Below are 14,098 nucleotides of genomic sequence, written 5' to 3'. Positions count from 1 at the left end.
TGCTGCGCGGATGCTTCCCTCTCCGCAACCCGCGCGGGCCGCACGATCATCCCGGGCGGGCCGGTCAGCCGCGCCCGTAGCGGTCTTCAGCTCGCCAGAAGTACCAGAACCCGCCGACCAGCGTGACCACCGCCCAGCACAGGCACGAGAGCCACACCATGGACGGCGGCGTGTGGCGGGTGAGGAGCAGGTCGCGCATGAACTCGATGAACGAGGCCGCCGGATTGAGGTACATCGCGGTGGCGACCCACTCGGGCAGCCCCGCCGAGCCGACGACCTTGTCGTGGATGGCGAAGAACACGCCCGAGGCGTACAGCCAGGTGCGCATGATGAACGGCAGGAGCTGGCCGAGGTCCCGCAGGGACGCCCCGAGCCTGGCCATGATCAGCCCCGCCCCGATGTTGAACATCGTCTGCAGCAGCAGGACCACCGGGACCATCAGCCAGAACCAGCTGATCGGCTCCCCGGTGAGCAGCACGATGACCAGCAGCACGCCCATGGAGACGGCGAGCTGCTGGAGCTCCTGGATCGTGTACGCCAGCGGCAGCGAGGCCCGCGGGAAGTGCAGCGCCCGGATGAGGGACAGGTTCCCGGAGATGGACTTCGCCCCCGCGGTGACCGTGCGCTGCGTGTAGGTGAACACGAACATGCCGGTCAGCAGGAACGCCGGGTAGTTCGGGATGTTCTTGCTGCCGCCCAGGATGAGGCCGAACATCACGTAGTAGATCGCCGCGTTCAGCAGCGGCGTGAGGACCTGCCACAACTGCCCCAGCGCCGACCCCGAGTACTTCGAGACGTTGCGGGAGGTGGCGTAGGTCAGGATGAAGTGGCGCCGTTCCCAGAGCTGGCGCAGGTAGGCGGGGAAGCGGGGGCGCGCGATGGCGGGGCGCAGCCCGTGCTTCCTGGCGAGCTCGGCGAGCGACCCGCTCTCGGGCGCGGTCTCTTCCAGTTGGCTCATGGGCACCTCGGTCGCGACGGTCCGACAACGGGGGATGCTAGCAAGGGACCCGCGTGTCTTCCCTGCTTATGGCCGTGGACGGGCGGCGCGGCGTCAGGGGACGGTCACTCCGGTGACGGCGAAGCGCTCCACCTCGGCGACGTGGCCGCCGGTGGAGGCCACGACGGTCAGCGTCGTGCCGGGCGCCGGCTTGAAGGTGACCTCGGCCGACCAGGGGGACTTCTCGCCCCCCGCGCCCACGCAGCAGTGCTCGCCGAGCGCCTTGCCGCCGCCGGGGCGGCGCACCTGGACGCGGATGCTCTCGTCCACGCCGGTGATCCGGCCGCCGACGGTCATCGGGGAGCCGACGGAGGCGCCGTACTCGGGGGTGGTGAGGGAGAAGGTGGTGTCGTCGGTGCCGACGACCTCCCAGGGGGCGTCCGCGCCCTTCCCGTAGCGGACCAGGTGGACGACGGCGGCGACCATCGGGCGCGGGCCCTCCTCGGCGGTGAGGCCGACGTGCACGCGGGCGTGGGCGCCGTCGAGGTTCGTCTTCACGGCCCGGTCGATCTCCCTGAAGCCGAGGTGGTCGCGGGCGAAGCGGACCGCGGTGCGCGCCGGGTCGAGGTGCCAGGCGTCGGCGCCGTCCTCACGGTGGCGGCTCCGCCACGCCTCCGCGGCCGCGGCGTCGGCGAACGGCCACAGCGGCTGGTAGCGCCCGGCCACGAGGTCACGGGACCTCGTGGGCGAGGCGCTCTCCGGCGACCCGGGGGTCGACGGCGGCGGGGAGGTCCCGGCGGGCGGGGAGGTCTCGGCGGGCGGGGCGGTGGACGGGACGGACGGGGACGGGGTGCGGCCCGGTTCGCCCCCGCAGCCCGCCGCGGCCGCCCCCAGCGCGACCAGCAGGACCACGGCGCGCCCGGTACGTGCTGTCATGTCATGCCTCCTGGGGGTGGGGGTTCACGCCTGCCGTCGGGGGTCCTACCCTGCCGGCCTGAAGCCCCACCCGGGACTTCAGGCCGAATACGCGCCCGTCAGCCGGCGGCGGAACACCCAGTACGTCCACGCCTGGTACCCCAGCACGACGGGCGTGAAGACGGCCGCCACCCAGGTCATCACGGTCAGCGTGTACGGCGAGGAGGCCGCGTTCGTCACGGTGAGGCTGTTGGCCGGGTCGAGTGCGGGCAGCACGTTCGGCCACATGCTGGTGAACAGGGTGGCCACGAACGCGGCGATGGCCAGGGCGCTGCCGGTGAAGGCCCAGCCGTCGCGCCCGCGCAGCGTGGCGATCAGCGCGACGGCGAGCCCGATCGCGGCCACGGCGACCGCGGCCCAGGACAGGACGCCGGCCCGCGCCATGAGGAGGAAGGCGAGGACCACGGCGACGGTGATCGGCGCGAGCGCGGTCGCGATCCTGGCCGCGCCCTTGCGCAGCTCGCCGGTGGTGCGCAGGGCGAGGAAGACCGCGCCGTGCTGGGTGCAGAGCAGCAGCATGGCCAGGCCGCCGAGCAGCGCGAACGGGTTGAGCAGGGTGAACAGCGTGCCGGTGTACTCGTGGTCGGCGTCGAGCGGCACGCCCCGCACCATGTTGGCGAAGGCGACGCCCCACAGCAGGGCCGGGCCGAGCGAGCCCCAGAAGAAGGCGCGGTCCCAGCCCTTGGTGCTGTCGCTCTTGCCGCGGTACTCCAGGGCCACGCCGCGCACGATCAGCGCCAGCAGGATGAGGAACAGCGGCAGGTAGAAGCCGCTGAAGAGGGTCGCGTACCACTCGGGGAAGGCGGCGAAGGTGGCGCCGCCGGCGACCAGCAGCCACACCTCGTTGCCGTCCCAGACGGGGCCGATCGTCTTGACGATGGTGCGGCGCTCGCCGTCGCCGCCGCCGAGGAAGGGCAGCAGGATGCCGACGCCGAAGTCGAAGCCCTCCAGGACGAAGTAGCCGGTCCACAGCACGGCGATGAGCAAGAACCAGACGGTGGTGAGTTCCATGGCCGGTGAGTTCCTTAGTAGGACAGGGCGGGCACGGGAGCTTCGGGTTCGAGCTCCTCCTGCGCGCCGCGCTTGATGAACTTGAGCAGCAGCCGCACCTCGATCACGGCGAGGACCGCGTACACGAGGGTGAACCCGACCAGGGTGATCGCGACGGAGGGGACATCGGCGGTGGGCGAGACGGCGGCGGCGGTGCGCATGAGGCCGAACACCGTCCACGGCTGGCGGCCCATCTCGGTGAAGATCCAGCCGAGCGAGTTGGCGACGAACGGCAGCCCGATGCCGAGCATGGCCAGGCGGTAGGCCCACGTGCCGGCCGGCAGCCGGCCGCGCCGGGTGAGCCAGAGGCCGGCGAGGGCCAGCAGCGCGGACAGCATGCCGAAGCCGATCATGAGCCGGAACGACCAGTACGCCAGTCCGACGACCGGCCGGTAGTCGCCGGGGCCGTACAGGGCCTGGTATCGCTCCTGGATGTCGTTGACGCCCTCGACCCTGCCGTCCAGGGTGTTGGTCGCGAGGAGGCTGAGGCCGTAGGGGATCTGCAGGTTGACGTGGTTGCGGCCGTTCTCGACGTCGCCGATCGCGAACAGCGAGAACCCGGCCGAGCTCTCGTCCTCCCACAGCGCCTCGGCGGCGGCCATCTTCATCGGCTGCTGCTCGGTCATGATCTGCGCCTGCATGTGGCCCGACAGCGACACGCCGGCCGCGGCGACCAGGCTGACGACCATGGCGAGCCGGGCCGCGGGGCGGAAGACGTCCACCTCGCGCCGGCGCATGAGGAACCAGGCGCTGACGCCGAGCACGAAGCCGCCCGCGACGAGGAAGCCGCCGGCGATGACGTGCGGGAAGGTGACGAGCGTGGTGGAGTTGGTGAGCACCGCCCAGATGTCGGTCAGCTCGGCGCGGCCGTTGTTGATCCGGTAGCCGACCGGGTGCTGCATCCAGGAGTTGGCCGCGAGGATGAAGTACGCGGAGACGTTGGTGCCGATGGCGGCCAGCCAGATCGTGGCCAGGTGCACCTTCTTCGGCAGCTTGTCCCAGCCGAAGATCCACAGCCCGAGGAACGTCGACTCCATGAAGAACGCGATCAGCCCCTCCATGGCGAGCGGGGCCCCGAAGACGTCACCGACGAAACGCGAGTAGTCACTCCAGTTCATCCCGAACTGGAACTCCTGCACGATGCCGGTCACCACGCCCATCGCGAAGTTGATGAGGAACAGCCGCCCCCAGAACCGGGTCATGCGCAGGTACTCCTGCTTGCCGGTGCGGTACCACGCGGTCTGGAGCCCGGCCACGATCACCGACAGGCCGATGGTCAGCGGCACGAACAGGAAGTGGTAGACGGTGGTGATCCCGAACTGCCATCGGGAGAGGTCGAGGACGTCCATGCGGATCAGCGTCTTGCAAGATCTCGGGCCTCACCTAGGGCCCTTGGTCCTCTCCGTCCGGGACCTCCGCCTTTCTGAACCGCTCAGCTCAGCAGGTCGCCGACGGGACGGCGGACCGTCTCGGCGTCGTCGAAGGTGATGCCGAGCCGCATGATCATCTGCGGGTGCGCGCCGCCGCACAGCTCCTCGCGCAGGAACGCGCGCAGGTGGTCCATCTCCAGGGCCTGGGTGTGGAAGGCCGCCGACACGCCGTACGCGCTCGCCTTCAGCAGCACGTGCTGCAGCGCCTCGCCGGCCTTCAGCCAGTCCTCCCTGGTGTCGCCGGCGGTGGTGAGCACCGTCACGACGCCGGGCGAGGTCGAGCCGGCCTGGTCGGCGGGGTTGCCCCAGTCGTGGCGCCAGGCGTAGTCGCGCTGCGCGAAGGCGGGGTCGGTGCGCGGCTCGTCGTGCGGGTAGGCCCCGGCGGGCACGCCGTCCTTGCGTGCGCTGCCCGGCGGCCGGGCCCAGCGGACGACCTCCAGGTGGCGGGGCCGGTCCTCGCTCTGCACGATCTGGGCGGCCCGGGTCAGCGCGGCGACCGCCTCGACGGCCGGCGGGGCGAGGACGAGCAGCGCGGCGCCCTCCTGCCCGGCGGTCGCCGCCAGCGACCGGACCAGCCGGTCCGGGACCGGCAGGGTGGTGAACCCGGACCGGTGCGTACGCCGCCGCTCGATCTCCCCGGCCAGCACCCGCGTGTGCTCGTCGGGCTCGGTCCCGGCGCCGGGCCGTACCAGGGCGAGCAGCGACGGGCGGTCGGGGTCGGGCAGGACGCGCACGACGGGCTCGAAGCCCGCGCGGCGGATCGCCGTGCGGATGGTGAACAGCGCCGCGCCGCAGCTGATGAGCAGCTCCCTGCCGGCCGGGTCGCCGACGCGCAGCCGGCGCCCGGTGTCGGCGCGCAGGCCGATCTCGTCGCCGGCCACGGCGAACGACCAGGGCTGGGTGTTGTGCACGGACGGGGCCCAGCGCGCGGCTTCCAGCGCGGCCTGGACGGCGTCGCTCGCCGTACGGATGCTCATGTCCCCACCTCCAGCGGACGATACGACCAGTCCATCACGGCAGGTGGCGGCCGATGAGGGCCGAAGGTCCCCTCCGGGCAGGGGCGTCGGGCCCGCGAGCGGCCCGGCCTGACCAAGGACTGCCTCACCAGGGACTTCCGTCCCTACTCCCCCGGCCCGCCGGGAGCTGTGATGGAGGCGACCGCAAAGGAGGCAGGCATGCGAATGACCGTAGCGGACGTCATGACCGGCGAGGTCGTCTCCGTGACCGAGGAGACGCCGTTCAAGGACATCGCCCAGGCCCTCATCGAGCACGGCATCAGCGCCGTACCGGTCGTCGACGGCGACCGGCACGTGGTCGGCGTGGTGTCCGAGGCCGACCTGCTGCGCAAGGAGGAGTTCCGCGAGGAGTTCTACCGCGAGGGCTACCGTCCCCCGCTCCGCGCCCGGCTGCGTCACCCCAAGGGCCGGCAGAAGGCGGAGGGCGACACGGCCGCGGAGCTCATGACCCGTCCCGCCGTCACGATCAGCGGCGAGGCCTCGGCCGTCTCGGCCGCCCGGCTCATGGACGCCCACGGCGTCAAGCGGCTGGCCGTGGTGGACCACAACGGCCGCCTGACCGGCGTCGTCAGCCGGCGCGACCTGGTCAAGGTGTTCCTGCGCCCGGACGAGGAGATCGCCGAGGAGGTCCGCGACGAGATCCTGGACCAGGCGCTGTGGGTGGACACGGCGGGCGTCCACGTGGAGGTGCACCAGGGCGTCGTCACGCTCACCGGCTGGATGGACCGCCGCACCGAGGCGGCCGTCGCGGTGCGCATGACCGGCCGGGTCAACGGCGTGGTCGGCGTGGCCGACAAGCTGACCTGGAAGCAGGACGACACGAGGTGATCGGGACGGCGCGACCGGCTTCCCTCGGATGATCTTGGCGCGGTAGCCTTCGGCGTCCCCTCGTCGTGGAAGGACCGCCGGTGTTCCGTCTCCTGGCCGTGCTGGCGGCCGTCACGCCCGCCGTTCTCGCGTCGGTGATCCCCGGCGAGACCTGCGGGTACTTCGGTTACCGGATGCCGGAGCCCTCCGCGCTCGCCGTGGCGGTGTACTCGGCCGCGGGATGGGCAGCCGATCTGCTGCCCGTGGCGCTGGCGCTCGCCGGGCTGTGGCTGCCGCGCCGCTTCCCCGTGCTCGGGGCGGCGGCCTCCGGGCTGGTGCTGCTGCTGGGCGGGCTGACGTACCTGGTGCCGTACGTCTCGATCTGCGGGACGACTCAGGGCCTCGGGCTCGTGACCGGGTGCGCGGCGGCGGCGACGGCGGCCTGTCTCCTCGCGCGCCGCGACGCCGGCCCGCGCCGGGTCCCGGCGGCGGTGGCGGCGGCCTGGACCACCGTGATCGGTCTCGCGCTGGCCCGCTCCTTCACGCTCTGGGGGCCTGACGCCTACCTGGGATGCTTTCCGGACCTGACGGACGAATGGGCGTCGTGGTGGATGCACCTGGACACCTCCGAGCGGCTGGGCCTCTGGGTGGCCGTGGCGGCGCTCGGCGCCATCCTCGTCAGCGGCAGGGGCGCGACGGCCGCCGCCGTGGCGCTGCTCGTCCCGGCGCTCTACACGCCGCTTGCCACGGTCCTGTCGGGCGCCGCGCACGACTGCTCCAGCCTGACGGAGCTCGTCGTTTGGCCGTACGTGGCCGGGGCGGTCATCGGCGTGATGGCGGCCAGGGCCGCGCGGGACGTCACTCCGGCAGGTCGCGCGTGACGTCGGGGACGTGGAACCCGACGCGGGGCGGGCGTCGGTAGCCGGTGGCGGGCGGCCGCTCGGGGATCTCCAGCGGCGCCCGCCGCACCGGGTGGTACGGGATCGAGGCCAGCAGGTGGGAGATCATGTTGATGCGGGCCCGCCGTTTGTCCTCGCTCTCCACGTCGTACCAGGGGGCCTCGGGGATGTGGGTGTGCACCATCATCTCGTCCTTGGCCCGCGAGTAGTCCTCCCACCGGGTGATCGACTCCAGGTCCATCTCCGACAGTTTCCACCGCCGCATCGGATCCTCCAGCCGGGCGCGGAAACGCCGCTCCTGCTCGGCGTCGCTCACCGAGAACCAGTACTTGCGCAGCAGGATGCCGTCCTCGACCAGCAGCCGCTCGAAGATCGGGCACTGGTGCAGGAACCGGGTGTACTCCTCCTGGGTGCAGAAACCCATGACCCGCTCCACCCCGGCCCGGTTGTACCAGCTCCGGTCGAACAGCACGATCTCCCCGGCCGCCGGCAGGTGCGCCACGTAGCGCTGGAAGTACCACTGCGTGCGCTCCCGCTCGGTGGGGGCGGGCAGGGCCGCGATGCGGGCCACGCGCGGGTTGAGGTACTCAGCCACCCGCTTGATCGCGCCGCCCTTCCCCGCGGCGTCCCTGCCCTCGAAGATCACCACGATCCGGTGGCCGCCGGTCTTCACCCACTCCTGCAGCTCGACCAGCTCCGCCTGCAGGCGGAGCAGCTCCTTCTCGTACGGTCTGCGCTTCAACCTGCCGGTCCTCGCATCGGCGTTCATGCTGGCAGCCAACCGTCTCCCGGCCCCCCGGGGCAAGGATCAGCGCACCACGGCGACGGCGCAGCGGGCGTGGTGGAGGACGCCGCGGCTGACCGAGCCGAGCAGGGCCGAGCCCATCGCGCCGCGCCCGTGCGAGCCGACCACCACGAGGTCGGCCTGCGCGCCGGCCGCCGTCAGCACGTCCACGGGGTGCCCGGAGTGCGTCTCCTCGATGACCTCGACGGCGGGGTGCTCCGCGCGGAAGGGCTCCAGCGCGGCTGCGACCAGCTCGTGCTGGGCGGCGCGGATCTCGTCCACGTCGTAGGCGATCTCCGGCGCGAACGCGTGCACGGGAAGCTGCCAGGCGTGCACCGCCCGCAGCTTGGCGCCGCGCAGCCCGGCCTGGCGGAAGGCGTAGGCGAGGGCGGGCCGGCACTCGGGCGAGTCGTCGACGCCGACCACGATCTCGCCGCAGGCGGGCTGCCGCGCGGCGCGTACCACGACGGCGGGGCAGCGGACGTGCCCGGCCACGTGAGTGCTGACGGAGCCGAGCAGCGCTCCGGCGAAGCCGCCGAGCCCGCGGCCGCCGACCACGATCTCGCTCGCGCCCTCGGCCTCCTCGCGCAGCACGACGGCGGGGGCGCCCTCCACCTCGCGCGTCTCGACCTCGACGTGCGGCTGCCGCTCGCGTACCAGTGCGACGGCCTCGTCCAGGATCCTGCGGCCCTCGCGCAGCAGCGCGTCGGGCAGGACGGGGGTGGGGAACCTGCCGACCTGGTACGGCGTGCGGTCCACGGCGTGCACGATCCGCAGCGGCTCCCGCGTCCGCACCGCGTCGGCGGCGGCCCACTCCACGGCCGCGCGCGCCGCCACCGATCCGTCGACGCCCACAACGATCATGACTTCCTCCTCGGCCGCTCCTGCTGACACCTCAAGTGGACCGCGCGGGCGGCGGCCGGGTGCAGGGCCGGAGGTCCCGGGGCGCCGGGTCCAACGGCCCTTGGGCTGGCCGGGGGTCTCGCGGGTAGCGTTCAGGACATGGGCACCGCTTCGGCGGACCTCGATCCGACGCCGGCCGCCGGGCGGCCCAGGAACGGGGGAGCCATCATGACCGGAACCGGCGATCTGGGCCGGCGCCTGATCCATCACCGCGAGCGCCTCGGCCTGACCCGCGAGCAGGTCGCCGCGCGCGCCGAGATGTCGGCGGGCTACGTGCAGTACCTGGAGGAGCACGCCGACATGCCGGACACCGGGTCGCTGCACCGGCTGGCGAACGCCCTGGACACGACGATGGACGAGCTGCTCGGCGGGGGCCGCGAGCGGCCTCCCGGGCGCGGCCCCGCGATGGCCCACCCCTCGCTGGAGGTGCTGGGCGAGGACGAGTGCCGGCGGCTGATCGAGCCGGGCGGGATCGGGCGGGTGGCCTTCTCCGGCTCGCACGGGCCGACGGTGCTGCCGGTGAACTACCGGATGCACGGCGGCGCGGTCGTCTTCCGCACCGCCCACGGCGGGCCGATGGACCAGGACCTGCGGTCCGGGGTGGTGGGCGTCGAGATCCTGATCGCCTTCGAGGTGGACCATTTCGACGAGACCCGCCGCGAGGGGTGGAGCGTGCTGGTGCAGGGGGCCGCGCACCACGTGCCGGAGGAGGAGGCGGCCGCGACGGCCGGGGCCGGGGTGACGCCGTGGGCGGGCGGCGAGCGCCACCTGTACGTCAGGATCGTCCCCCAGCAGATCACCGGGCGGCGCATCCGCGGGCTGTGATCACCCGGTGAGGCCGCCGTAGTGGGCGGCGACGGCGGCGAACGCCTCCTTCGGCTCCCAGGGCAGGTCCGGGTAGGTGGTGCCGCGGCCCTCGGCCAGCGCCTTGACGATGCCGTAGCTGGCCAGGTCGAGGTCGTCGCGCGGGTCGCCGTCCGGGCGGTGCACGTGGTCGTAGAGGGCCAGGATGAACACGAACGCGCTGTCCACGCCGGCGGCGTCGAAGATCTCCAGCAGCTCGCGCACGTACGCGGCCTGGCCGGGCTCGTCGCGCTCGTAGACGCCGCGCAACCGGACCGGGCCGTGCTCGTCGTACTCGACGGCGTCCAGGGCGGTGGCGCCGAGGTCGCCCGCGCCCCGGTAGCCGGCCGCGCCGAACTCGGTGATCGCGACCGGCTTGCCCTGCGCGACCAGCGCGCGCACGCCGTCCTCGAAGCGGTCGGCGACCTCGGCCGACCGGTAGAGGTCCACGGAGACGAAGTCGAACGGCGTCCAGTCGACGCGTTCGAGCGGGATGGAGGCGTAGGTGACCCGGCCGCCGAACCGTTCGCGGACCAGCGCCACGGCCTCGCCGAGGAAGTCGTTGACCAGGGTGCTCGCCCCGGCGACGCGCTCCGGCAGGCCCTCGCCGCGCAGGAGCCCGTCGAGCCGTTCCCTGAGGCTGCCGCCGGGCAGGAAGCCGGGGTTCATGAGGCTCAGCTCGGCGCCGGTGACGAAGACGACCTCGGCGCCGCGCCGCCTGACGCGCTCCGCGCGCTCGGCGCAGTCGGCGAACAGCTTCAGGCACTCCTCGCGGGTCAGCTCCAGCGGGTAGGGCGAGAACCAGACCTCCAGGCCGAGCTCGGCGGCGCGGGTCGCGGCGAACTCCAGCCGGTCGGGGTCGCCGCCGATCACGCGTACGGCGGTGCAGTGCAGGTCGTCGCGGATGATCCGCAGCTCGCGGCGGACCACGTCGTGGTCGAACTCCCGGCGGGAGAGCCCGCCCTTGTTGAGGAACCCGGTCTCGTAGCTGATGCCTTTGGCGCGCATGACCGCACGCCTCCTTCCAATTAAGGTACGGCCAGTACCGTAGACCTAGACGGCGCAGGGCACAACCTCGTTCCGCTAAGGTACGGACGTGAGCGATTCGACGAAGCGGCCCCGCCGCCGGGGCGCCGCTCTCGAGGAGGCGATCCTGCGCGCCGCGGCCGACGAGCTGGCCGAGTCCGGCTACGCCGGCTTCACGATGGACCGCGTCGCCGCCCGCGCGGGCACCAACAAGAACGCCCTCTACCGCCGCTGGCCCAACCGCCTCGCCCTCGGCGTGGCCGCCTACCGCCTGCTGACCGCGACCGTCCAGCCCCCCGACACCGGCGACCTGCGCGAGGACGCCCTGGAGATGCTGCGCCGGGCCAACCGGCACTGGAGCTCACCGCTCGGCATGATCCTGCGCGAGCTGATGGCGGCGGCCGGGGGCGCGAGCGAGCTGCTGACCCGCCTGCCCGACCAGTCCACGGACACGACGGCCGCCACCTGGCTGACCATACTCGGGCGCGCGGTCGCCCGCGGCGAGGCCGCCCCGGAGGCGCTGCATCCGCGGGTCGCCACCGTGGCCATGGTGCTGCTGCGCAACGAGTTCGTGGTGCGCGGCGTCCCTAGCGCGCCCGACGACGTCCTCGTCGAGATCGTCGACGAGGTGTTCCTGCCGCTGGTCCGCAGGCGCGGCGCGGCGGGCTCATGACGTCTCCAGCACGATGGTGGTGCCCCGGGCGTCGGAGCGCAGGGTGAAGCGCTCGACGTTGTTCCTCGCCAGCCAGAGCCCCCGGCCGCGCGGATGGTCGGGCGGCGGCAGGTGGGGCTCGGCCGCGCCGCCCGGCCCCTGGTCGTCGACCCGGCAGAAGAGCCGGGGGCCCTGCTGCCACAGGCTCAGGCTGCCGTGCCCGCCGCCGTGCCGCACCGCGTTCGTGGTGATCTCGTTGACCGCGACGACGAAGCGGTACAGCGTCAGGCCGCTCAGCCCCCATGTGCGGCAGGCGCGCTCCACCTCGTGCCGGAGCAGGACCAGCGTGTGACGGTCGAACTCGAACGCCAGCAGGGCCTGCCGGCCGGACGGCCGCGTCCCGGAGTTCCCCTGCTCGCTCATCGCGCCTCCCCGGGGAGGAGCGGGCGCGCGGCCAGGATGCAGGTGTCGTCGTCGGGGTTGGCGTGGCGGAGCTGTTTCAACAGGTCGGCCAGCGGGTGCGGGACGGGCTCGGCGGTGATCCGGTCGAGGACGGCCAGCACGGGGGCGAGCCCTTCGTCGAGGTTGCGCCGGCGGTGCTCGACGAGGCCGTCGGTGTAGAGCAGCAGCACGTGGCCGGGGCGCAGACGGGTGGAGGTGGTGGTGTAGCGGGCGTCGGGGAAGGCGCCGAGCAGCGGCCCGCCGGGCCGGTCCAGCTCGACGGTCCGGCCGGCGCGGGCCAGCAGCGGCGGAGGGTGCCCGGCGCGGGCCCACACCAGACGGCCGGTGGCCGGCTCGTAGCGGGCCACGACGGCGGTGGCCGTCACGGGCACCCCGCGCGGCGGGCCGGTCGGGTCGCCCGCGAACAGCAGCCGGTTGAGCGCGGCGAGCAGCCGGGCCGGGTCGCGGGTGGTGGTGACGGACAGCGCGGCCAGGGCGTGGCGGAGCCGGGCCATCGCGGCGGCCGCCTCGATGCCGTGCCCGGCCACGTCGCCCACGGCGAGCAGGACGGCGCCGTCGCCGGCGGGCGCGGCGTGGTACCAGTCGCCGCCGACCCTGCTGGCCTGTTCGGCGGGGAGGTAGCGGACCGCGACCCGCAGGCCGGGCAGGTCGATCGGCTCGCGCGGCATCGGCAGCACGATCTGCTGGAGCCGCCCGGCCAGCTCGTGCTCGGCGGCGAGGATGCGCTGGTGCTCGCGGAGCTGCTCCTCGACCTCGGTGAGCCTGAGCCTGCTGGTCTCGCGGGCGGTGACGTCCTGGAGGATCCCGTACACCTTGACCGGGGCGCCCGCCGCGTCGCGTACGGCGTCCACGACCATTCGGACGTGCTTGACGCGGCCCGCCACCCCGATGCGGAAGGTGGCGTCCACGGCCTCGCCGCGGCCGAACGCCTCCGCCGCCTCGCGGCGTACGGGCAGGTCCTCGGGCAGGACCAGCGCCTCGCTCTCCTCGCGGGGCAGCGGCCCGGCGGCCGGGTCGCGCTCGTAGATCTGGTAGAGCCCGGCCGACCAGCGGGTCTGCCCGGCGACCAGGTCCCATTCCGCCCAGCCCAGGTTGCCGAGGCGCTCGGTCTGGGCGATGCGCTCGGCCAGCCGCGTCTCCTCGTCGTGGCGGACCCAGCTCTGCAGCAGGCCGCCGCCGACCGGCCACACCTTCACGGTGAGCAGCACCTCGGCGGGCACGCGGTCCGCCGAGCTGACGTAGGGGACGGGGCCGACCTCGCGCGGCCGGCCGTCGCGCAGCGTCTCGCGCCAGGCGTCCCAGATGGGGCCGCCGACCACCGAAGGGTAGATCTCGCTCATCCTGCGGCCGAGGATCTCCGCGCCGCCGCGCCCCGACAGGTCCACGACGGACGGGGCGGCGGCGGCGATGACGTAGTCGGCGACCTGGCCGGTCACGTCGTACTCGGGGAGGATCAGGATGTGACGCTCGGGCAGGGCGTCGAGGACCTGCCGCACGGCCTCGATCCACGCCGGCCGCGGCGACGCGGGCTCGCCGGCCGCCTGACCCGCCGGCCCGGTCGCCGGCGGGGTGGGCCGCGGGGTGGGGGGCAGGGTGGGGGGCAGGGCAGGCGAGAGCGTGGGCGGTGGGGCGGGGGGCAGGGTGGCGTGGCGGGCCGGGCTCAGGCGGGACGGCAGGGCCGCCTCCACGGTGGCGGCCAGCCCGGCCTCGCCGCGTGGCGGCAGGCGTTCCAGCGCCGCCAGCACCTCGGCGGCCAGCTCCTGGACGGGCCGCCGCCGCTCGGCCGCCAGCCGTACCAGGTAGGCGTGGGCCTCCCCCACCCGGCAGCCGGTCCGCCCGGCCAGCAGGCCGCTCGCCCGCGCCAGCAGCACCTCGGGGTGGGAGCGCGCCCGCGCGAGGCGGGCGTCGAGGTCGGCCAGCCGGCCGCGGTAGCCCTCCAGCGGGTCCATCATTCGAGGCCGAACGCGGTCAGCAGCCCCGTCGTGCGCAGTTGGTCCAGCATGCGGCGGGTGGGGTTCTCCACCCGGAAGTCGGCCTGCGCGGCCAGGGCCACGCGCATGGCGTCGACCAGCACCCCGATCCCCGTGGAGTCCATGAACGTCACTCCCGCCAGGTCGACGCGGACCGCCTGGGGCCGCCGCTCGGACACGGCGTCCGTGATGATCTTGTGGATCTCGGTCGAGTTCGTGAAGTCGATCTCGCCGCGCAGCGTCACGCGCAGCGCGCCGTCGTCGTTGGTGTCGACCGACGCCTCATGCATGGCGTTTACCCCCTCCAATACCGTTCAAGAAGATGAAACCGGCATGAACGCCAC

General features: G+C 73.5%; 15 protein-coding genes. 4 read left to right on the top strand and 11 right to left on the bottom strand.

The genetic code is table 11. From position 1 onward, the window contains the following. Positions 1–64: 64 nt before the first annotated feature. From ACBR40_RS02505 to ACBR40_RS02485, 5 genes are all read right to left on the bottom strand, one after another. Positions 65–958, bottom strand: a complete 894-nt coding sequence (locus ACBR40_RS02505; protein WP_364452106.1) for an ABC transporter permease — start codon at positions 956–958, stop codon at positions 65–67. Between the two features lie 93 nt (positions 959–1,051). Then, positions 1,052–1,873, bottom strand: a complete 822-nt coding sequence (locus tag ACBR40_RS02500; protein WP_371247206.1) for a hypothetical protein — start codon at positions 1,871–1,873, stop codon at positions 1,052–1,054. Positions 1,874–1,951: 78 nt separating this feature from the next. Continuing rightward, positions 1,952–2,923, bottom strand: a complete 972-nt coding sequence (gene cydB / locus ACBR40_RS02495; protein ID WP_364452112.1) for a cytochrome d ubiquinol oxidase subunit II — start codon at positions 2,921–2,923, stop codon at positions 1,952–1,954. A 14-nt stretch (positions 2,924–2,937) separates the two neighbouring features. Next, positions 2,938–4,311 (bottom strand): cytochrome ubiquinol oxidase subunit I, encoded by a 1,374-nt coding sequence (locus tag ACBR40_RS02490; RefSeq protein ID WP_371247205.1) that lies wholly within the window; start codon positions 4,309–4,311, stop codon positions 2,938–2,940. 83 nt (positions 4,312–4,394) lie between these two features. Further along, positions 4,395–5,369 carry a nitroreductase family protein gene (locus ACBR40_RS02485; protein ID WP_371247204.1) on the bottom strand — a complete coding sequence of 325 codons (975 nt, stop codon included), beginning with the start codon at positions 5,367–5,369 and terminating at the stop codon, positions 4,395–4,397. Positions 5,370–5,567: 198 nt separating this feature from the next. On the opposite strand from ACBR40_RS02485, the gene ACBR40_RS02480 reads away from it, so the two are divergent. Together ACBR40_RS02480 and ACBR40_RS02475 are read left to right on the top strand one after the other, a co-directional pair. Further along, a complete protein-coding gene (locus ACBR40_RS02480; protein WP_364452120.1) occupies positions 5,568–6,236 on the top strand; it encodes a CBS domain-containing protein in 669 nt (222 codons plus the stop codon). An 80-nt stretch (positions 6,237–6,316) separates the two neighbouring features. Beyond that, positions 6,317–7,096, top strand: coding sequence for a hypothetical protein (locus ACBR40_RS02475; protein ID WP_371247203.1), 780 nt, complete (start codon positions 6,317–6,319; stop codon positions 7,094–7,096). Here the strand turns inward: ACBR40_RS02475 and ppk2 are convergent. Both ppk2 and ACBR40_RS02465 read right to left on the bottom strand, forming a co-directional pair. Continuing rightward, complete coding sequence (ppk2, locus tag ACBR40_RS02470; RefSeq protein WP_371247202.1) at positions 7,074–7,856, bottom strand: polyphosphate kinase 2; 783 nt, start codon at positions 7,854–7,856, stop codon at positions 7,074–7,076. The two genes, ACBR40_RS02475 and ppk2, sit on opposite strands and share 23 nt — an antisense overlap. A 66-nt stretch (positions 7,857–7,922) precedes the next feature. Continuing rightward, positions 7,923–8,762, bottom strand: a complete 840-nt coding sequence (locus tag ACBR40_RS02465) for a universal stress protein (protein ID WP_371247201.1) — start codon at positions 8,760–8,762, stop codon at positions 7,923–7,925. 138 nt (positions 8,763–8,900) lie between these two features. On the opposite strand from ACBR40_RS02465, the gene ACBR40_RS02460 reads away from it, so the two are divergent. Beyond that, a complete protein-coding gene (locus tag ACBR40_RS02460; RefSeq protein ID WP_371247200.1) occupies positions 8,901–9,626 on the top strand; it encodes a helix-turn-helix domain-containing protein in 726 nt (241 codons plus the stop codon). Here ACBR40_RS02460 and ACBR40_RS02455 read toward each other — a convergent pair whose 3' ends face one another. Continuing rightward, a complete protein-coding gene (locus ACBR40_RS02455) occupies positions 9,627–10,652 on the bottom strand; it encodes a hypothetical protein (RefSeq protein ID WP_371247199.1) in 1,026 nt (341 codons plus the stop codon). An 88-nt stretch (positions 10,653–10,740) separates the two neighbouring features. Here ACBR40_RS02455 and ACBR40_RS02450 point away from each other — a divergent pair, with 88 nt between their 5' ends. Next, positions 10,741–11,343 carry a TetR/AcrR family transcriptional regulator gene (locus ACBR40_RS02450; protein WP_344219005.1) on the top strand — a complete coding sequence of 201 codons (603 nt, stop codon included), beginning with the start codon at positions 10,741–10,743 and terminating at the stop codon, positions 11,341–11,343. Here ACBR40_RS02450 and ACBR40_RS02445 read toward each other — a convergent pair. Genes ACBR40_RS02445 through ACBR40_RS02435 form a run of 3 tightly spaced genes read right to left on the bottom strand, consistent with a single transcriptional unit; the run spans position 11,338 to position 14,044 of the window. After that, positions 11,338–11,745 (bottom strand): ATP-binding protein, encoded by a 408-nt coding sequence (locus ACBR40_RS02445; RefSeq protein ID WP_371247198.1) that lies wholly within the window; start codon positions 11,743–11,745, stop codon positions 11,338–11,340. The genes ACBR40_RS02450 and ACBR40_RS02445 overlap by 6 nt on opposite strands. Beyond that, a complete protein-coding gene (locus ACBR40_RS02440) occupies positions 11,742–13,736 on the bottom strand; it encodes a SpoIIE family protein phosphatase (RefSeq protein WP_371247197.1) in 1,995 nt (664 codons plus the stop codon). Before ACBR40_RS02440 ends, ACBR40_RS02445 begins: the two co-directional genes overlap by 4 nt. Next, positions 13,733–14,044: an STAS domain-containing protein gene (locus ACBR40_RS02435; protein ID WP_344219011.1), complete on the bottom strand. Its 312-nt coding sequence runs from the start codon at positions 14,042–14,044 to the stop codon at positions 13,733–13,735. The genes ACBR40_RS02440 and ACBR40_RS02435 overlap by 4 nt, the downstream gene beginning before the upstream one ends. Positions 14,045–14,098: the final 54 nt, after the last annotated feature.

The organism is Nonomuraea sp. AD125B, assembly GCF_041402765.1.
In the GTDB taxonomy this organism is placed as follows: Bacteria; Actinomycetota; Actinomycetes; order Streptosporangiales; family Streptosporangiaceae; genus Nonomuraea; species Nonomuraea bangladeshensis.
The sequence above is the reverse complement of the archived record's forward strand: the minus strand, read 5'-3'. Positions and strand labels throughout refer to the sequence as shown.

What these genes read in the sequence shown, in the direction of transcription:
- ACBR40_RS02505 (WP_364452106.1), bottom strand. Translation starts at nt 958, where the DNA reads ATGAGCCAACTGGAAGAGACCGCGCCCGAGAGCGGGTCGCTCGCCGAG.
- ACBR40_RS02500 (WP_371247206.1), bottom strand. Translation starts at nt 1,873, where the DNA reads ATGACAGCACGTACCGGGCGCGCCGTGGTCCTGCTGGTCGCGCTGGGG.
- cydB (WP_364452112.1), bottom strand. Translation starts at nt 2,923, where the DNA reads ATGGAACTCACCACCGTCTGGTTCTTGCTCATCGCCGTGCTGTGGACC.
- ACBR40_RS02490 (WP_371247205.1), bottom strand. Translation starts at nt 4,311, where the DNA reads ATGGACGTCCTCGACCTCTCCCGATGGCAGTTCGGGATCACCACCGTC.
- ACBR40_RS02485 (WP_371247204.1), bottom strand. Translation starts at nt 5,369, where the DNA reads ATGAGCATCCGTACGGCGAGCGACGCCGTCCAGGCCGCGCTGGAAGCC.
- ACBR40_RS02480 (WP_364452120.1), top strand. Translation starts at nt 5,568, where the DNA reads ATGCGAATGACCGTAGCGGACGTCATGACCGGCGAGGTCGTCTCCGTG.
- ACBR40_RS02465 (WP_371247201.1), bottom strand. Translation starts at nt 8,762, where the DNA reads ATGATCGTTGTGGGCGTCGACGGATCGGTGGCGGCGCGCGCGGCCGTG.
- ACBR40_RS02460 (WP_371247200.1), top strand. Translation starts at nt 8,901, where the DNA reads ATGGGCACCGCTTCGGCGGACCTCGATCCGACGCCGGCCGCCGGGCGG.
- ACBR40_RS02455 (WP_371247199.1), bottom strand. Translation starts at nt 10,652, where the DNA reads ATGCGCGCCAAAGGCATCAGCTACGAGACCGGGTTCCTCAACAAGGGC.
- ACBR40_RS02445 (WP_371247198.1), bottom strand. Translation starts at nt 11,745, where the DNA reads ATGAGCGAGCAGGGGAACTCCGGGACGCGGCCGTCCGGCCGGCAGGCC.
- ACBR40_RS02440 (WP_371247197.1), bottom strand. Translation starts at nt 13,736, where the DNA reads ATGATGGACCCGCTGGAGGGCTACCGCGGCCGGCTGGCCGACCTCGAC.
- ACBR40_RS02435 (WP_344219011.1), bottom strand. Translation starts at nt 14,044, where the DNA reads ATGCATGAGGCGTCGGTCGACACCAACGACGACGGCGCGCTGCGCGTG.